The sequence below is a fragment of the Rhizobium sp. CG5 genome (genome assembly GCF_023701945.1).
Lineage (GTDB): Bacteria > Pseudomonadota > Alphaproteobacteria > Rhizobiales > Rhizobiaceae > Allorhizobium.
Genome location: NZ_JABAEF010000016.1, coordinates 84,174 through 99,786, shown reverse-complemented (window position 1 = coordinate 99,786; position 15,613 = coordinate 84,174). Strand labels below are relative to the sequence as shown.

Annotated in this window: 7 protein-coding genes and 1 pseudogene; 4 read left to right on the top strand and 4 right to left on the bottom strand. The window is 60.7% G+C overall.

From position 1 onward, the window contains the following. The first annotated feature begins 30 nt into the window (after positions 1–30). Positions 31–999: an aminotransferase class IV gene (locus HGO38_RS23055; RefSeq protein ID WP_250958174.1), complete on the top strand. Its 969-nt coding sequence runs from the start codon at positions 31–33 to the stop codon at positions 997–999. Positions 1,000–1,280: 281 nt separating this feature from the next. Here the strand turns inward: HGO38_RS23055 and HGO38_RS23050 are convergent, their stop codons facing one another. The 3 genes from HGO38_RS23050 to proV are packed head-to-tail and all read right to left on the bottom strand — an operon-like array spanning position 1,281 to position 4,382. After that, entirely contained in the window at positions 1,281–2,156 is an 876-nt protein-coding gene (locus HGO38_RS23050; RefSeq protein ID WP_250958173.1) for a glycine betaine ABC transporter substrate-binding protein, read from the bottom strand. A 52-nt stretch (positions 2,157–2,208) separates the two neighbouring features. Then, positions 2,209–3,108, bottom strand: a complete 900-nt coding sequence (locus tag HGO38_RS23045) for an ABC transporter permease (protein WP_502941619.1) — start codon at positions 3,106–3,108, stop codon at positions 2,209–2,211. A gap of 41 nt (positions 3,109–3,149) precedes the next feature. Next, positions 3,150–4,382, bottom strand: a complete 1,233-nt coding sequence (gene proV / locus HGO38_RS23040) for a glycine betaine/L-proline ABC transporter ATP-binding protein ProV (protein WP_250958171.1) — start codon at positions 4,380–4,382, stop codon at positions 3,150–3,152. Between the two features lie 622 nt (positions 4,383–5,004). Between proV and HGO38_RS23035 the strand changes: the two genes are divergently transcribed. The 3 genes from HGO38_RS23035 to HGO38_RS23025 all read left to right on the top strand — a co-directional run bounded on the left by HGO38_RS23035 (position 5,005) and on the right by HGO38_RS23025 (position 15,030). Next, positions 5,005–6,147: a UDP-galactopyranose mutase gene (locus HGO38_RS23035; protein ID WP_250958170.1), complete on the top strand. Its 1,143-nt coding sequence runs from the start codon at positions 5,005–5,007 to the stop codon at positions 6,145–6,147. 226 nt (positions 6,148–6,373) lie between these two features. Further along, a complete protein-coding gene (locus tag HGO38_RS23030) occupies positions 6,374–12,859 on the top strand; it encodes a beta strand repeat-containing protein (RefSeq protein ID WP_284739523.1) in 6,486 nt (2,161 codons plus the stop codon). A gap of 119 nt (positions 12,860–12,978) precedes the next feature. Further along, a complete protein-coding gene (locus tag HGO38_RS23025) occupies positions 12,979–15,030 on the top strand; it encodes an O-linked N-acetylglucosamine transferase, SPINDLY family protein (protein WP_250958168.1) in 2,052 nt (683 codons plus the stop codon). A 195-nt stretch (positions 15,031–15,225) separates the two neighbouring features. On the opposite strand, the pseudogene HGO38_RS23020 reads toward HGO38_RS23025, so the two are convergent. Continuing rightward, positions 15,226–15,402, bottom strand: a pseudogene (locus tag HGO38_RS23020) (DDE-type integrase/transposase/recombinase); the annotation flags it as partial. Between the last annotated feature and the right edge of the window lie 211 nt (positions 15,403–15,613).

The window sequence follows — 15,613 nt, the reverse complement described above, 5'->3', positions numbered from 1 at the left end:
CAACCATGCCTCTGTCTCAAGGAGCCACCGATGTCATTCATGGAAGCCGTTTTTGCCCCCTATGCCGAACGCGCGGCAGAGCTGACGTCCAGCGCCAATCCCTTCGCGCAGGGCATCGCCTGGATCGAAGGGGCGTTCGTGCCGCTGGCGCAGGCGCGCATACCGCTGCTCGACCAGGGTTTTCTCCACTCGGACCTGACCTACGACGTTCCCGCCGTGTGGAACGGCCGGTTCTTCCGTCTCGACGATCATATGGATCGGCTGGAGGCGAGTTGCGAGAAGATGCGGCTCAAACTGCCGATCTCACGCGAGGACATGCGCGCCACATTGATTGAAATGGTCGCACGGAGCGGTATCCGTGATGCCTATGTCGAGATGATCGTGACCCGCGGCCTGAAATTCGTCCGCGGCCACAAACCCGAGGATATCGTCAACTCGCTTTATATGCTTGTGATGCCCTATGTCTGGGTGATGTCTCCGGAACTTCAACGCGTCGGCGGCAGCGCCATCATCACCCGAACGGTGCGACGCGTACCACCAGGGGCAATCGATCCGACGGTCAAGAACCTGCAATGGGGCGATTTCGTTCGGGGCTTGTTTGAAGCGCAGGACCGGGATGCCATCTATCCGATCCTGCCCGACGGCGATGGCAACATCACGGAGGGCTCCGGTTTCAACGTCGTCCTCATCAAGGACGGGGTTCTCTACACCCCGGAACGAGGCGTCCTTGAGGGCGTGACGCGCAAGACCGTCTTCGAGATCGCGCGCAAGCAAGGCATCGAAGTTCGACTGGAACATGTCCCGGTCGACCTCGCCTATCGCTGCGATGAACTGTTTTTCTGCACGACGGCGGGCGGCATCATGCCCATCACCCGCTTGGATGATCAGCCTGTCGGCGGTGGCCAAGTCGGTCCGATGACCCGCAGGATCTGGGAGGAATACTGGTCGTTGCACGACGATCCCGCCTACAGCTTCGCTGTCCCTTATCCCGATAGCTGAAATCGAATACTCTTTTGCGATCACATGTTAGGTGGCGAACCTACCGACCCGTGCCACGATTGGCGTTGCGGAACTGGGCAAGAACCTGCTGATCGAGGTCGTTGTCTCGGCCCTCCGGTTAAGGGCTCTGTTGCAGGAGATTTAGCGCAGCGCCGCCGCCCAGGCGTCTCAAAGACATGATAGCGGATCGCTGTCCTGCGGACAGGATTATGGCGACGCAGTTCCGGTCCTCTGCCCGCCAGTTGCACCCGACCACAAGGCCGGATGCAGCTTTGGCAAAGTTATTTCCCGGCCCAGGTCTTGATCTGGTCAGGATGGTCGGAGATGTATTTGGCGACGGCGTCCTCGTAGGAGGTTTCCTGCGCGGTAAACATCGCCGCTTCCAGATCGGCGAGCGGCAGTTTCATGCGCGACATGAAGGCTGCAACATCCGGGTTCTCCTGCTTGAAGCCCTTGCGCGCGAGAATGTCGACATGCTCGGCTTCACCGAGCGCCTTCTTCGGATCGTCGATGTAGCGCAGCTTGTACTTGCCGAACATCCAGTGCGGGCTCCAGGAGGTGGCGACGAACCAGTCCTCGGAGCGATAGGCCCGCTCGACGGTAGTCAGCATGCCGGCTTCGCTGGAGATCTGCAGCTTGTAGTCCAGTTCATAGGTCTTCAATGCCTCCTGCGACAGGCGGGTAAGGCCCGCGCCGGGATCGATGCCCTGCACTGTGCTCTTCAGCTTCTCCATCACGTCGGGCTTCTTCAGGTCCTCGATGGACGCGATTTCGCTTTCCGGAATATAGGCGGGAACAACCCAGCCGAGCTTGGCACCGTCATAGACCGTGCCGAGCGTCTCGACCTTGTCCTCGACGCGGCTGTAATAGTCGGCATGGGTCTGCGGCAGCCAGGCCATCATCATGAAGTCGAGGTCACCGCGGCTGACGCCCTGATAGAGAGGCGCGACGTCGGTCTGAACGAGCTCGACCTCCTGCCCGAGTTCGTCCTTGATCAGCTTGGCTGCCAGCTTGGTGACGAATTCCGCGTCGGACCAGGCCGACCAACCGATCTTGACGGGCTTCTTTTCCTGCGCAAAGCCGGCCGAGGCCGTCCCGCTGACGAGGATTGCCGCAAGACCGAGGGTTGTGCCGAGAGACACGAGTTTTTTCAACATGGTTGCTCCTTTTTCAAAGGTTCGCATTCGGCGGGGAACGCCCCGCCATGGTTCAGGCGGACACCGTGGCACTCGATGCGGTTGCCTTTGTTTCCGCTGGTTTCCAGGAAAGGAGTCGGCGCAAGCCGGCATTTTCCTTCCCGAGGCTCTGGGTGATGCGGTCGAGAATGACGGCCAGGATGACGACGGCAAGGCCGCCCTCGAAGCCGGTTCCGACATCGAGCCGCTGGATACCGGTCAGCACCGTATTGCCGAGACCGCCCGCGCCGATCATCGAGGCGATGACCACCATCGACAGCGACAGCATGATTGTCTGGTTGATGCCGGCCATGATCGACGGCAGGGCATTGGGCAATTGCACCTTGAACAGCAGCTGCGTCGAGGTGCAGCCGAAGGCGTGGCCGGCTTCGATGAACTCGGCATGCACCTGACGGATGCCGAGATTGGTCAGGCGCACCACGGGCGGCATGGCGAAAATCACCGTGGCGATCGTCCCCGGCACGGCCCCGAGGCCGAAGAACATGGCTGCCGGAATGAGATAGACGAAGGCCGGCATGGTCTGCATGAGGTCCAGCACCGGGCGCACCCCGGCAGCCACCGTGTCCTTGCGGGCCATGGCGATGCCAAGCGGCAGACCGACGAGCATGGCCAAAATGGTGGAGGCGATCACCAGCGACAGCGTCTCCATCGTGGCAGGCCAAAGCCCCATGTGCTGGACTAGCCAGAGGGACAGGCCGGTAAAGGCGGCAAAGCCGATGCCGACACGCCACAGGGACAGCGCCACGAAAATGGCGATCCCCACGGGCATGGGAATGGCCGCCAGCGCGGCCAAAATGCCGCCGGTGACGAAGCCGATGCTGGCCGCGATCATGTCAAGGGCCGGCTCGAAATTGTCGAGAATGTAATTGACGGCGGTATCGACGACGTCAGCGATTTCGAAGGTCATGGGGATCCTCTCTCAGAAGAGATCAGCTGTGTGATCAGCTTGGGTGATCAGCTGGCGCGATCGAGCGTTTCGAGCAGGGCGGACTTGCTGATCGAGCCGACATAGCGGTTGCGCTGGTCGACGACCGGCACCGGCCATGGGCTCGATGCGACGCGGCCGAGCACGTTCGACAGCGGTTCGTCGGCGGGGATGGGCTCCACATCCGGCAGGAAGGCATTGCGGTAGGGATCCGGGTCCTTGGCACGGATCCTGCCGATAAGGGAGGCCTGGCTGACCATGCCATGGTAGGTCTTGTCGCGACCGAGGATGATGGCGTGCTCCCGGTCGAAATTCTTCATCCGCTCAAGCGCTGCGGCGACGCTGACGCCCTGCCGTTCGATGATGGTCACCTGCGTCCGGCGCGCCACGTCGCCGGCCTTGAAGACCTGGCTGACATCGACATTGCGGAAGAAGGACCGCACGTAATCGTTGGCCGGCTGCATGACGATCTCGTCCGGTGTTCCGACCTGGATCACCTCCCCGTCCTGCATGATGCAGATCCGGTCGCCGATGCGCATGGCCTCATCGAGATCGTGGCTGACAAAAACGATGGTGCGGCTGTGTTCCGACTGCAGGCGAACGAGTTCGTCCTGCATCTCGGTGCGAATGAGCGGGTCCAGCGCCGAAAAGGCCTCGTCCATCAACAGGATGGTCGGCTCGCTGGCCAGCGCCCGGGCAAGGCCGACGCGCTGCTTCATGCCGCCGGAGAGCTGGTCCGGGCGGCTTTCGGCATAGCCGGCAAGACCGACCGCCTCAAGCGCCACCAGTGCCCGCTTCTTGCGCTCTGCCTCTGCCATGCCAGCCACTTCGAGGCCGAAGGCGGCATTGTTGAGAACCGTGCGGTTGGGCAGCAGGGCAAAGGACTGGAAGACCATGCTGATGTCGCGACGGCGAAGCGCGATCAGCTCGCTGCGGGACATGCCGGTAATATCCTGGCCATCGATCTCGATCGATCCCGATGTCGGTTCGATCAGCCGGTTGAGCAGGCGCAGCAGGGTGGATTTACCGGAGCCCGAAAGGCCCATGATGACGAAGATCTCGCCGGGATAGATGTTAAAGGTCGCATCGGACACGCCGATGGAATTGCCGCTCTGTGCGTGCACCTCGGCTTTGGTTTTGCCGGAACGGAAGAGTTCCAGCGCCTTTTCCGGCCGTTCGCCGAACACTTTGTAGACGGATTTCAGACTGATCTTGGGCGGGTTCGGCTCGGCCGACACGGCTGTTTCAGTAAATAAGGCCATTTTCTATCAAGCCCCCGCTCGGTAGCGGGAGAACGCTCCTTTTCTGGCGAAATAGGTCCACGCCGGAAAAGCACTGATGGCTTGGTCCGAGGAATCATTATTCCGGTTTCTGTCGCACGGCGCGAGCGCCGCAGTTCACGTGCTGATGTCAGTCTCTGTTGGCATCGCATATCGGATGCCAGAGACAAGGGATCCGCGTTGTGCAGATCGTCTCGCGAGCGAGTTGAGGCCGCTAAATATGGGAAGAAACCTCACTTGTCTATAAAAAAATCTAAATCTAGTGGTGATAGCCGGCCCGTCTGCAACAGACACCCGGAGATGGGGGAGCAATGCTGCATAGGATTCTGGTGGGTTTTGCAGGCTCCTGTCGGTACGATTCTGGGGCAGACACGATGGCGACTTGACGGGTTTAGGATCGGAAAGGACCAGCCTCACACAGGCGTTGCCGGTTAAACTCGCCGATCACGCCATGCCAGGCACCATGCGGCAAAGGACCCATGTCGATAGAACCACCTCATTCCCCCATCATCGTAATTCGTGGAATGAATTCAGAAAGTTACGAAGTCATGCATGCAGATTTCCAGGGTCGCCGAGGGTTGTCGACCAAAACCGAGGGAATGGCATGACGGAAAAGGGCAGAATTCTTGTCGTAGGCGCCGGTTTTGCCGGCGCCGTCTATGCCCGGACGCTGGCCGAGGCCGGATATCGGGTTGAGGTAATCGACCAGCGCGCCCATATCGCCGGCAATGCCTTCGACGAGACCGATGCGCAGACCGGCATCCGCTTCCATCGTTACGGCCCGCATCTGTTCCACACCAAGCTTGAAGCCGTGGTCCAGTGGCTGTCCCGCTTTACCACCTGGCTGCCCTACGAGCACCGGGTGCGCGCCCTGATGGAGGACGGCCGTTACGTGCCCCTGCCCGTCAATATGGAGACGATCAACTCGATTTTCGCGACAGCGCTGAACAACCAGGCCGAGGTCGAGGCGTTCCTGCAAGAGCTGGCGGTGCCCCATGTCGCGCCGCGCAATGCGCTGGACTATCTTCAGTCGAAGATCGGGACTGAGCTCACGGAGCTCCTCTTTGCACGCTATACCCGGAAAATGTGGGCGCTCGGCCTGGAAGACATGGACGCGTCGGTGGTCAAGCGGCTGCCGATACGATTCAATCACGACGACCGCTATTTCCCAGAGGACCGGTTCCAGATGCTCCCCGAGCACGGCTATACCGCGCTCGTCCAGGCAATACTGGATCATTCAGGGATCACCGTCGATCTTTCCACGCCCTTCGAGCGCGCCATGCAGAAGGACGTCGTCTGGACGTTCAGCAGCATGGCGATCGACGACTATTTCGGCAACGCTCTCGGTCCGCTTCCCTATCGTTCGATACGCTTCCACCATGTTCACCAGCCCATAAAGTCAAAAACCACGTGGGCGGTCACCAACTTTACCGATACGGGGCCGATCACCCGCGAGACGCACTGGCATCTTCTCCCCGGCCACAACAATCCGACAGGGGCCGCAGCACTGGTGACCCGGGAGGAGCCGTGTGACTACAGGGACAACCACATGGAGCGCTATTATCCCGTCAAGACGGCGGATGGCATCTACGTGACCCGCTATGAACAATACCGGCAGATGGCACGGCAGGAGCCGGCGCTCACCTTCATCGGCCGCTGCGGCACCTATCAATATCTCGACATGGACCAGGTCATCAACCAGTCCCTGGCCGGTGCGCGAAAATGGCTTGACGAGCAAGCGAAATAGCGACGAACCCGGCCTGATCCTCCCAATTTGCGAGCGAATTGCCTCAGAAACCGCCGCAAGGAGGCCTGAACCTCCGACTTCAGGTTCAGGCAAGTCTGCCATTACACAAGTATTCCAAAGTATTCGAATTGTGCGACTGGCAAATTCTCTGTGTCATGTCGGCGTTTCACGGCCGTCACGGCCATTGGCCATTCTTGGAGTGGCAAAATTTCAAGGGTTTCCACGCATGACTTCGATTGTTTCTTCCTTGAGCGTAAGCCAGATCAGGTCTCTGTCCACCACGGCAGTGCAGGCTTGGACCACAGAAGACGTAGCCTCCCTCTCCACTCAGCAGATCAAGGCACTATCATCGGACCAGATCACTGCTTTGGATACGGAAGATGTCGAAGTTCTGAACACCGAGCAGTTGCGTGCGATTTCTCAAAGCGCCATCGTCGGGCTGACCACGGGTCAACTGGCGTTTCTGGATAAGCTCGCCATCGAGAGCCTGAGTTCGCTCCAGGTTGCATCGCTGGCCACCTCCCAGATCGGCGCTCTGTCTACCGTTCAGTCGGAAGCCTTCACGCCGTCTCAGGTCGCCGCTCTGAATGCGTCGCAACTTGCGGCGTTGGGAGCGGATGACCTGGCCACATTCTCGACTGCGGATATGGCGGCCCTGACAAACAGGGCTATTGCCGGGCTGAGTACGGATGTGATCGCTTCCCTGGCGACCGGTCAGATTGCCGCACTGAACAAGGTGACGGTGGCGAGCCTCACGACCGATCAGCTTGGCGCGCTGAACACCGCGCAGATTGCCGCTCTGACGCCGGCACAGATCGGCTCTCTCAAATCGCCCCAGGTCTTGGCCCTTGGTGCCGACGATATTGCAACCCTCTCGACCGCGCAGATCGCGGCATTGAACACGGTCGCTGTTGCGAGACTGACGACGGCACAGATCGACGCCATGAGCACTGCCCAGGTCGAGGCATTGTCTGCCACGCAGGTGAAATCGCTCAATTTCACCCAGCTTGCGGTCCTGGGCGCCGATGACCTGGCGACCTTCTCCACGGCCGATATGGCTGCCATCACCAACAAAGCCATATCAGGACTGAGCACAGATGCGCTTGCCGCCCTGTCGACCGCGCAGATGGCAGCACTCAACACGGCGGCCGTGGCGAGCCTGACAACGGCACAGATCGACGCGCTGGGAACCGGCCAGATCGCTGCCTTGACGACGAGCCAGATCGGCGCGCTCAAGGCGCCCCACATTTTGGTGCTTGGGACGGACGACATTACGGCGCTCACGACGGCCCAGATTGCCGCGTTGCAGACGGCAGCGGTGGCAAGCCTCACGACGGTGCAGGTCGATGCAATGAGCACCGCGCAGGTCGAGGCGCTGTCTGCCACGCAGGTCAAGTCTCTGAGTTCCGCCCAGCTTGCGATCCTGGCGGCCGATGACCTGGCGACCTTCTCCACAGCCGATATGGCCGCCATCAGCAACAGGGCCATTGCGGGCCTGACGACAAGCGCTCTTGCTGCACTCTCGACAGGCCAGATTGCCGCATTGAATACCGCGGCGGTGGCAAGCCTCACGACGGTGCAGATCGACGCCATGAGCACTGCGCAGGTCGGGGCCTTGTCCGCCGCACAGATAAAGTCGCTCAATTCCGCCCATCTTGCCGTCCTGGGGGCCGATGACCTTGCAACCTTCTCGACCGAGGATATGGCCGCCATCAGCAACAGGGCCACGCTGGGTCTCGGCACCGACGCTCTTGCCTCGCTCTCGACCGCGCAGATTGCAGCGCTCAGCACGGTGTCGGTGGCAAGCCTGACAACGACACAGGTCGATATCCTGACAACCGAACAGGTCGCTGCTTTGACGACCGCCCAGCTCAGTGGTCTCAAGGCACCTCAGATTGCAGCGTTCGGCGCTGATGATATTGCAGCATTGTCGACCTCGCAGATTGCGGCGCTGAACACCGTTGCGGTGGCAAGCCTGACGACGGCACAGATCGACGCGATGAACAGCGCGCAGGTCGAGGCACTGTCCACCACACAGGTGAAGTCGCTGACATCAGCCCAGCTTGAGATCCTAGGGGCCGATGACCTTGCCACTTTCTCCACGGCCGATATGGCCGCTATCACCAACCGGGCCATTGCCGGGCTGACGACCAGTGCTCTTGCCGCACTTTCGACGACCCAGATTGCCGCGCTGAACACGACGGCAGTCGCAAGCCTGACAACGGTGCAGATCGACGCCATGAGCACCGCACAGGTCGGCGCATTGTCTGCCACGCAGGTGAAGTCGTTGACATCCGCACAGCTTGCAGTCCTGGGGGCGGACGACATCGCGACCTTCTCGACCGAGGAGATTGCCGCCATCAGCAACAAAGCCATTCCCGGCCTGACGACAAGTGCTCTTGCCGCACTCTCCAGCCAACAGATTGCCGCGCTGAACACAGGTGCCGTTTCAAGCCTGACGACGGCGCAGATCGACGCCATGAGCACCGCGCAGGTCGAGGCGCTGTCCACGACACAAGTGAAATCTTTGACGGCCAAGCAGTTTGCCGCGTTCGGGGCAGATGATCTGGCAACATTCTCGACCGGGGATATTGCCGCCATTACCAACAAGGCCATTCCGGGGCTGGCCACCGGGGCTGTTGCGGCGCTCTCGGCCGATCAGATTGGCGCGCTGGGTGTTGCTGCGGTTGCCAGCCTGACGACGGCACAGATCGATGCCATGGGCACCGCGCAGGTCGAGGCATTGTCTGCCACGCAGGTGAAATCGCTGAGTGCCCTCCAGCTTTCCGCACTCGGTGCTGACGACCTCGCGACCTTTTCGACCGAGGATATGGCCGCGATCGCCGGCAAAGCCGTAACCGGGCTGACCACGGGCGCCATCGCAGGGCTTTCCACCGATCAGATGACCGCTCTCAGCACGGCGAGCGTTGCGAGCCTGACGACGTCGCAAATCGATGTCATCGGAACGGCAAAGATTACGGCTTTGACGACAGCCCAGATCGCGGCTCTCAAGCCGGCCCAGATCGGCGCCGTCGGAACCGAGGTTGTCACGGCGTTTTCGACCGCGCAGATTGCGGCCCTGAGCGCCTCCACCGCTGCAAGCCTGACGACAGGGCAGATCGACGCGCTTAGTACAGACCAGGTCTCCGCCCTTACAACGGCCCAGATCGGCGCTCTGACCGCTGCACAGCTTGCCGCTTTCGACCCCGATGATCTGACGTCATTTTCAACCGAGAAAATAGCAGCTCTTTCCAACAGGGCCGTTTCCGGCTTGAGCACCAGTGTCATTGCGGCACTTTCGACCGATCAGATCGTTGCATTGAACACGGCCGCCGTTTCACGTCTGACCTCCACCCAGATCGATGCACTGGGCACCCAGCAAACCGGTGTTTTGACCATTGATCAGCTCAAGGTGCTGGGTTCGGCGCAGATCGCCGCCCTGAGCCCGGAGAATATTGCTGTTTTGTCGACGGGCCAGATCGCCACGTTGAGCAACGCAGCGATGGCGGGCCTGACCGCCGAACAGATTACGGCCCTGAAATCGGAGCAGCTCGCAGCTTTGACGACGGCACAGGTCGGCGCGCTCGGCTCCAGCCAGGTCGCGGCTCTGTCGACAAGCGATATAGCCTCGCTCCCGACATCAAAGATTGCGGCCCTGAGCACGGCTGGTGTCACGGGCCTGTCGTCAACTCAGATTGCCGCTCTGGACACAAACCAGATTACCAGCCTGTCCACCAGACAGATTTCGGCGCTGAACTCAGCGCAAATCGCGGCGTTTGGCACTGAAGACGTGGCTGCACTCTCGGTGGCCCAGATTGCGGCCCTGAGTATCAATGGGATTTCAGGACTGGAGTCCGGCCAACTAGCGGTTCTGACCACCGCCCAGACCGAAGCTCTGACCAGTGCCCAGGTCGGTGCATTCAGTTCGAAACAGATTGCCGTTCTCGGGCCCAGCGAGATCGCCACGTTTTCAACACGGGACATTGCCGCTATCGCCGCGGATGTCATCGTCGGATTGTCGACGGAGACGATAGCCTCTCTTGCCACGGCGCAAATCGCCGCTCTGAGCACGGCCGGCATCAGTGGCTTGACCACCAGCCAGATCGCAGCCCTCAGCACCGCGCAGGCCGAGGCCTTGACGCCGACGCAGATTGGCGCGCTCAGTTCGGCGCAGCTTGCAGCGCTTGGCACGGATGACATTGCCACCTTCTCGACCAGGGACATTGCTGCGATCACCTCGTCCGCTATCCAAGGATTGTCGAGCGAAGCGATCGGGTCTCTGACGACGGCACAGGTCGCGGCCCTGAGCGCGTCCGGGATCAATGGATTGAACACCGGTCAGATCACGACCCTGAGCACGGATCAGGTCGATGCCCTGATCCCGGCCCAGATCGGCGCATTCAATTCGACGCAGCTTGCAGCCCTCGGCCCAGGCGGCATCGCCACCTTCTCGACCAAAGACATGGCCGCGATCAGTTCGGCAGCAATTCCCGGCTTGTCGCCTGCGACGATCGAATCTCTGACGACGGTGCAGGTGGCGGCCCTCAGCACATCGGGCATGGCAGGCCTGACCTCCACCCAGGTCGCCGCTCTGAATGGCGCTCAGATCGAGGCGCTGACCACCAACCAGGTTGGCGCGCTGGCGTCCAGGCAGGTTGCGGCTTTGGGAGCCGACAAGATCGCGTCCCTCTCGACAGCCCAGATTGCCGCCCTGAATACGGCAGGCATATCCGGCCTTTCCACCGACCAGATCGACGCCTTGAGCACGGACCAGGCCATGGCCTTGACGTCCACGCAGGTCGGCGCTTTCAGTTCTCGGCAGCTCGCCGCATTGGGGGCCGACGACCTTGAGACCTTCACGACCGCCGACATCGCCGCAATCAGTTCGAGCGCGATCTCCGGATTGTCGACCGCAACGATCGAAGGTCTGACGACCGCGCAGATTGCCGCTCTGAGCACCTCTGGCATCACCGGTTTGACCTCCCTCCAGATCACCGCATTGAGTGGCGCCCAGATCGAGGCGCTGAGCACAGCGCAAGTGGGTGCGCTTGGCTCCCGACAGGTTGCCGCTCTGGCATCGGACGACATCGCGTCGCTTTCGACAGCCCAGATTGCCGCCCTGAATACGGCAGGGATATCCGGCCTTTCCACCGACCAGATCGACGCAATGAGCACGAACCAGGCGATGGCCCTGACATCCCTGCAGGTTGGCGCACTCACGTCGCAGCAGATCGCAGCCCTGGGAACCGACGATCTCGAGACCTTCACGACCGCCGAACTCGCCGCGATCGGTTCCGGCGCGATCTCCGGATTGTCGACCACAACGGTAGCCTCTCTGACGGCCGCCCAGATCGCCGCTTTGAGCGCATCCGGCATAGCGGGTCTTACGACTGATCAGATCCTTGCCTTGAGTACCGATCAGGTCGAGACTTTGACACCGACCCAGATCGGCGCGCTCAGCTCCCGGCAGATTGCCGCTCTCGGCACTGACGATCTGGAGACCCTGTCAATCGAGGATATCGCCGCGATCAGTTCAAGCGCCATTCCGGGACTGTCGACCGTTACCATTGCCGCTCTGTCGACCGAGCAAATCGCTGCTCTTGGAACAGCAGGCATCGCGGGCCTTTCGACCGAGCAGGTCACGGCGTTGAACGACAGCCAGATCGAAGCCCTGTCCACCGGACAGGTCGGCGCGCTCAGTTCCAGGCAGGTCGCAGCCCTTGGCACGGACGACGTGGCGGCCCTCTCGACGGCCCAGATGGCGGCTTTGAACGCCAATGGCGTGGCGGGCTTGAGCGCTTCGCAGGTCGAGGCCTTGAACATGGCCCAGATCGAAGCGCTGTCGACCGGACAAATTGCCGCCCTGAGTTCGACTGCCGTATCGGCCCTCTCGGTTGACATTCTGGAGACCTTCTCGCCGGCCAAACTCGATGCGATCAGTTCTGATGCCGTCAAAGGCCTGTCCACGGACTTCCTCGCGGGGCTCTCGACCGCCGGGATCGCTGCTTTTGGAACGGCAAGCATCGCTGGCCTCAGCAGCAGCCAGGTCGCAGCGCTGAGTGTTGATCAGGTCGAGGCGCTTTCCATCAGCCAGATCTCGGCCTTGAGTTCATCCGGGCTTGCCGGCCTGACGACGGAGGACCTGCAAACCCTGTCACTCGAGGAGCTGACAGCGATCAACCCGACAGCCATCCGGGGACTGTCCACGGCTGTCTTCGCAGCCCTGTCCACGGAGAGTGTTGCGGCGCTCACGACAAGTCAGATCGCTTCGCTGGGCTATAGTCAGGTATCGGCCATGAGCACCAGTCAGATCGGCGCATTATCGACGGCTCAGGTCGGCGCGATGACCGTGACACAGGCGGCAGCGCTGGATACGGACGATTTCGCTGCTTTGACGACCGACCATATCGTCGCCCTGAACACCAATGCGATCACGGGCCTCAGCACCAGACTTCTATCCGCCTTGACGCCGGCCCAGGCCGAGGCCTTTACCCCCGCCCAGGTCGCCGCCATGACAACGGCGCAGCTGGAGGCATTTAGTCAAAGCGGGTTCCCGGAAGGGTCCAGTGACAGTCTTGTGTCCTCGGCATCATCCGATGACTCTGCGGCGGCGCGGCAAGATATTGCCAGCACTGCAGATCAGGAGCCGTCCACTCAGGCGACCGAGCAGGATCAGGTCGCAGCCGCGATTTCCTCCTATCTGTCGTTTTAAACCCTGATCAGAGCCTGACTGTCGATCCGGCAGTCAGGGACATCGGAGGATCTGGCGACCGTTTTCGCCAACCTTTGCAACATGGTCTATCAGGCTGCAATTTATTGGGATCGCTATTCATGGCTCAGAACCTATCCGCTTCCCCTTCCATCTCGCCTTCGGCGGCGATGCTGGAGCAGGCGCGCGCCCAGACCCTAAGTATCGCGGACCTGTTCCAGTTTGCCGAGAGCCAAAGCGTCGCGGGACGCAAGCAGGAAGCGGCAGAGATCTACAAGGCCTGGATCGCCTTCAACGATGCCCATCCTTTGCTGCATCTCGTCTCCTTCAACTACTCCGTTACGCTTCGCCAGCTTGGGGATATCACCGGGTCCATTCATGCGCTTCGCGCCTGCCTGAAACAGGATCCGATGTTCGGGTCAGCCCATATCAACCTGGGCCGGGCCCTGGAAGACTGCGGTCTGGCCGCAAAGGCCATTCAGCAATGGCGCGTCTACGTCGAATTGACCGCCGATTGCACGGCAGACCGGCTTCAACACCGCATCATGTCGCTCCAGCACATTGGCCGCGTCATGGAAGAGGCCGGCCTCCTGGAAGAGGCGGAATCTGCCTTGTGGCAGGCCATGGAACTGCGGCCGGACAAGACCGAGGCCGGACAGCACTGGAGTGCGCTGCGGCAGCGCCAGTGCAAGTGGCCGACCCTTGTGCCGTCGGACGACATGACCACGCGGCAATTGCTGGATTCCATGTCGCCGCTGGCGCTTGCCTGTTATAGCGACGATCCGCTTTTCCAGCTGGCCAAGGCCTATCGCTACAACAAATCTCTGGTCGGACGCCTTGATCCCGGCAGCATCCTGCGCAAACCAGTCCGGCCCAAGAGCGGATCCGGCCGGCCTCTTCGCATCGGCTACGTCTCCTCGGATCTGCGGGACCATGCGGTTGGATTTGCGCTTTGCGACGTGCTGGAAATGCACGACAAGGGCAGCGTCGAGATCTACGCCTATTATTGTGGCCAGCCTGTTACAACGGATGCAACGCAGGCCCGGATCAAGAATGCCGTCCATTGCTGGCGCGATATCGCCCAGTTCAGCGATATCGACGCAGCAAGACTGATTGCCGATGACGACATCGATGTTCTGGTCGACGTCAATGGATATACCAGACATGCCAGAACCAGGATATTCGCCTATCGTCCGGCGCCGATCATCGTCAATTTTTGCGGCTATCCGGGCTCGATGGGAAGCCCGTTCCATCACTATATGATTGCAGACGATCATATCGTTCCGCCCGAAAACGAAATTTATTATTCTGAGAAGGTTCTAAGGATCGCCTGCAATCAGCCGGTCGATCGCAAACGGCTGATCGCCACGCGGCCCAGTCGCGCCGACGTCGGGCTGCCGGAGGGTGTCTTTGTCTATGCCTGCTTCAACGGCATGCAGAAAATCACCGCCAGCTGTTTCGGGCACTGGATGACCATTCTCGCAGCGACCCCCGATAGCGTGCTGTGGCTGCTGACAGGCGACGAAAACGTCAACCAGCGCCTGCGGGATGCCGCGTCAAAATACGGTATTGAACCGGAACGTCTGATTTTCGCGCCCAAGGCGCCCAATGCACATCATCTTGCCCGAATTGCGGTCGCCGACCTCTTCCTCGATACCTTCCCCTATGGAGCGCATTCGACGGCTGCCGATGCCCTGACGGTCGGATTGCCGGTTCTGACATTTCCCGGCAAAAGCTTCGCTGCGCGTTTCTGCCACAGCATCGTGTCCGCCGCAGGCGTTCCGGACCTGATTTGCAGCGGACCTGAAACCTACATTGCAAAAGCCATCGACTTTGCCAGGCAACCCCAGACCCTGAAAACAATTCGGCGGTCGCTGGAGGACAAACGCGAGGAAAGCCCACTGCGGGATATCCCCGCGCTGGCGCGCCGGCTTGAGGCCCTGTTCTGGCAAATGCAGGAAGAATGCGAGCGCGGTCAAACGCCAGTCCCCGATCTCCGCAATCTCGACACCTATTATGAGATTGGCGCCGAGCTGGTGGAAGACAATACCGCGTTTTGCAGCGACGATGATTATCGCAACCGCTATCTGCAAAAGCTGGCCGACTGGCATGCTTTTGAGCCCATCCCGCACGATCGCCGCCTCTGGACAGAAACCAACGCTTCCCGGACCTGATTGATCAAACACGGGCCGGCACAGCCTCAGCCAACCGGCGCCAAATGCCCAACGCCGGGCTCTGTTGCAACGAATTGCAGAGGCTGGATGGCCCCCGATGTCTTGGCCGTTAGATCTAAGCGGCCTTCTGTTCGAGATGTTGAGCGATTAATGCCGTCGCCTCACCCAGTGCGCTCGGTCCAATGCCAAAAGCACCAAGGCTTTGCCGAGAAAGCGCTTGGCTGCTTTGGCATTACGGGACATCATCGATCGTGTTGCCGACCTTGTCGACGGCCGATACAGACATGTCCATTTGACGCGAACCTTCACCTGGGCTTCCTCGGCACGCCCGCTCGTTGACTGCGGTCTGCGCCAGTGCCAGCGCAGTCGCTTTGTGATTGCAGTTCTGTGCACAGGCCAGACGCTCAAGACACCTTGCGATCCGCGCCCCTGTTGTCTCCGACGTGGAGACACAGATTCTGCATTGATCCGGGGCATGCCCATTTCGGCCGCAGCGTCACAAGGGCTCTTCCGGCTGATCTTCAGGGACGCGAAATGCAGCAAATTATTTGAACGGATTCAGGAATGGTGACACAAAGGTCTG

What these genes read in the sequence shown, in the direction of transcription:
- HGO38_RS23055 (WP_250958174.1), top strand. Translation starts at nt 31, where the DNA reads ATGTCATTCATGGAAGCCGTTTTTGCCCCCTATGCCGAACGCGCGGCA.
- HGO38_RS23050 (WP_250958173.1), bottom strand. Translation starts at nt 2,156, where the DNA reads ATGTTGAAAAAACTCGTGTCTCTCGGCACAACCCTCGGTCTTGCGGCA.
- proV (WP_250958171.1), bottom strand. Translation starts at nt 4,382, where the DNA reads ATGGCCTTATTTACTGAAACAGCCGTGTCGGCCGAGCCGAACCCGCCC.
- HGO38_RS23035 (WP_250958170.1), top strand. Translation starts at nt 5,005, where the DNA reads ATGACGGAAAAGGGCAGAATTCTTGTCGTAGGCGCCGGTTTTGCCGGC.
- HGO38_RS23030 (WP_284739523.1), top strand. Translation starts at nt 6,374, where the DNA reads ATGACTTCGATTGTTTCTTCCTTGAGCGTAAGCCAGATCAGGTCTCTG.
- HGO38_RS23025 (WP_250958168.1), top strand. Translation starts at nt 12,979, where the DNA reads ATGGCTCAGAACCTATCCGCTTCCCCTTCCATCTCGCCTTCGGCGGCG.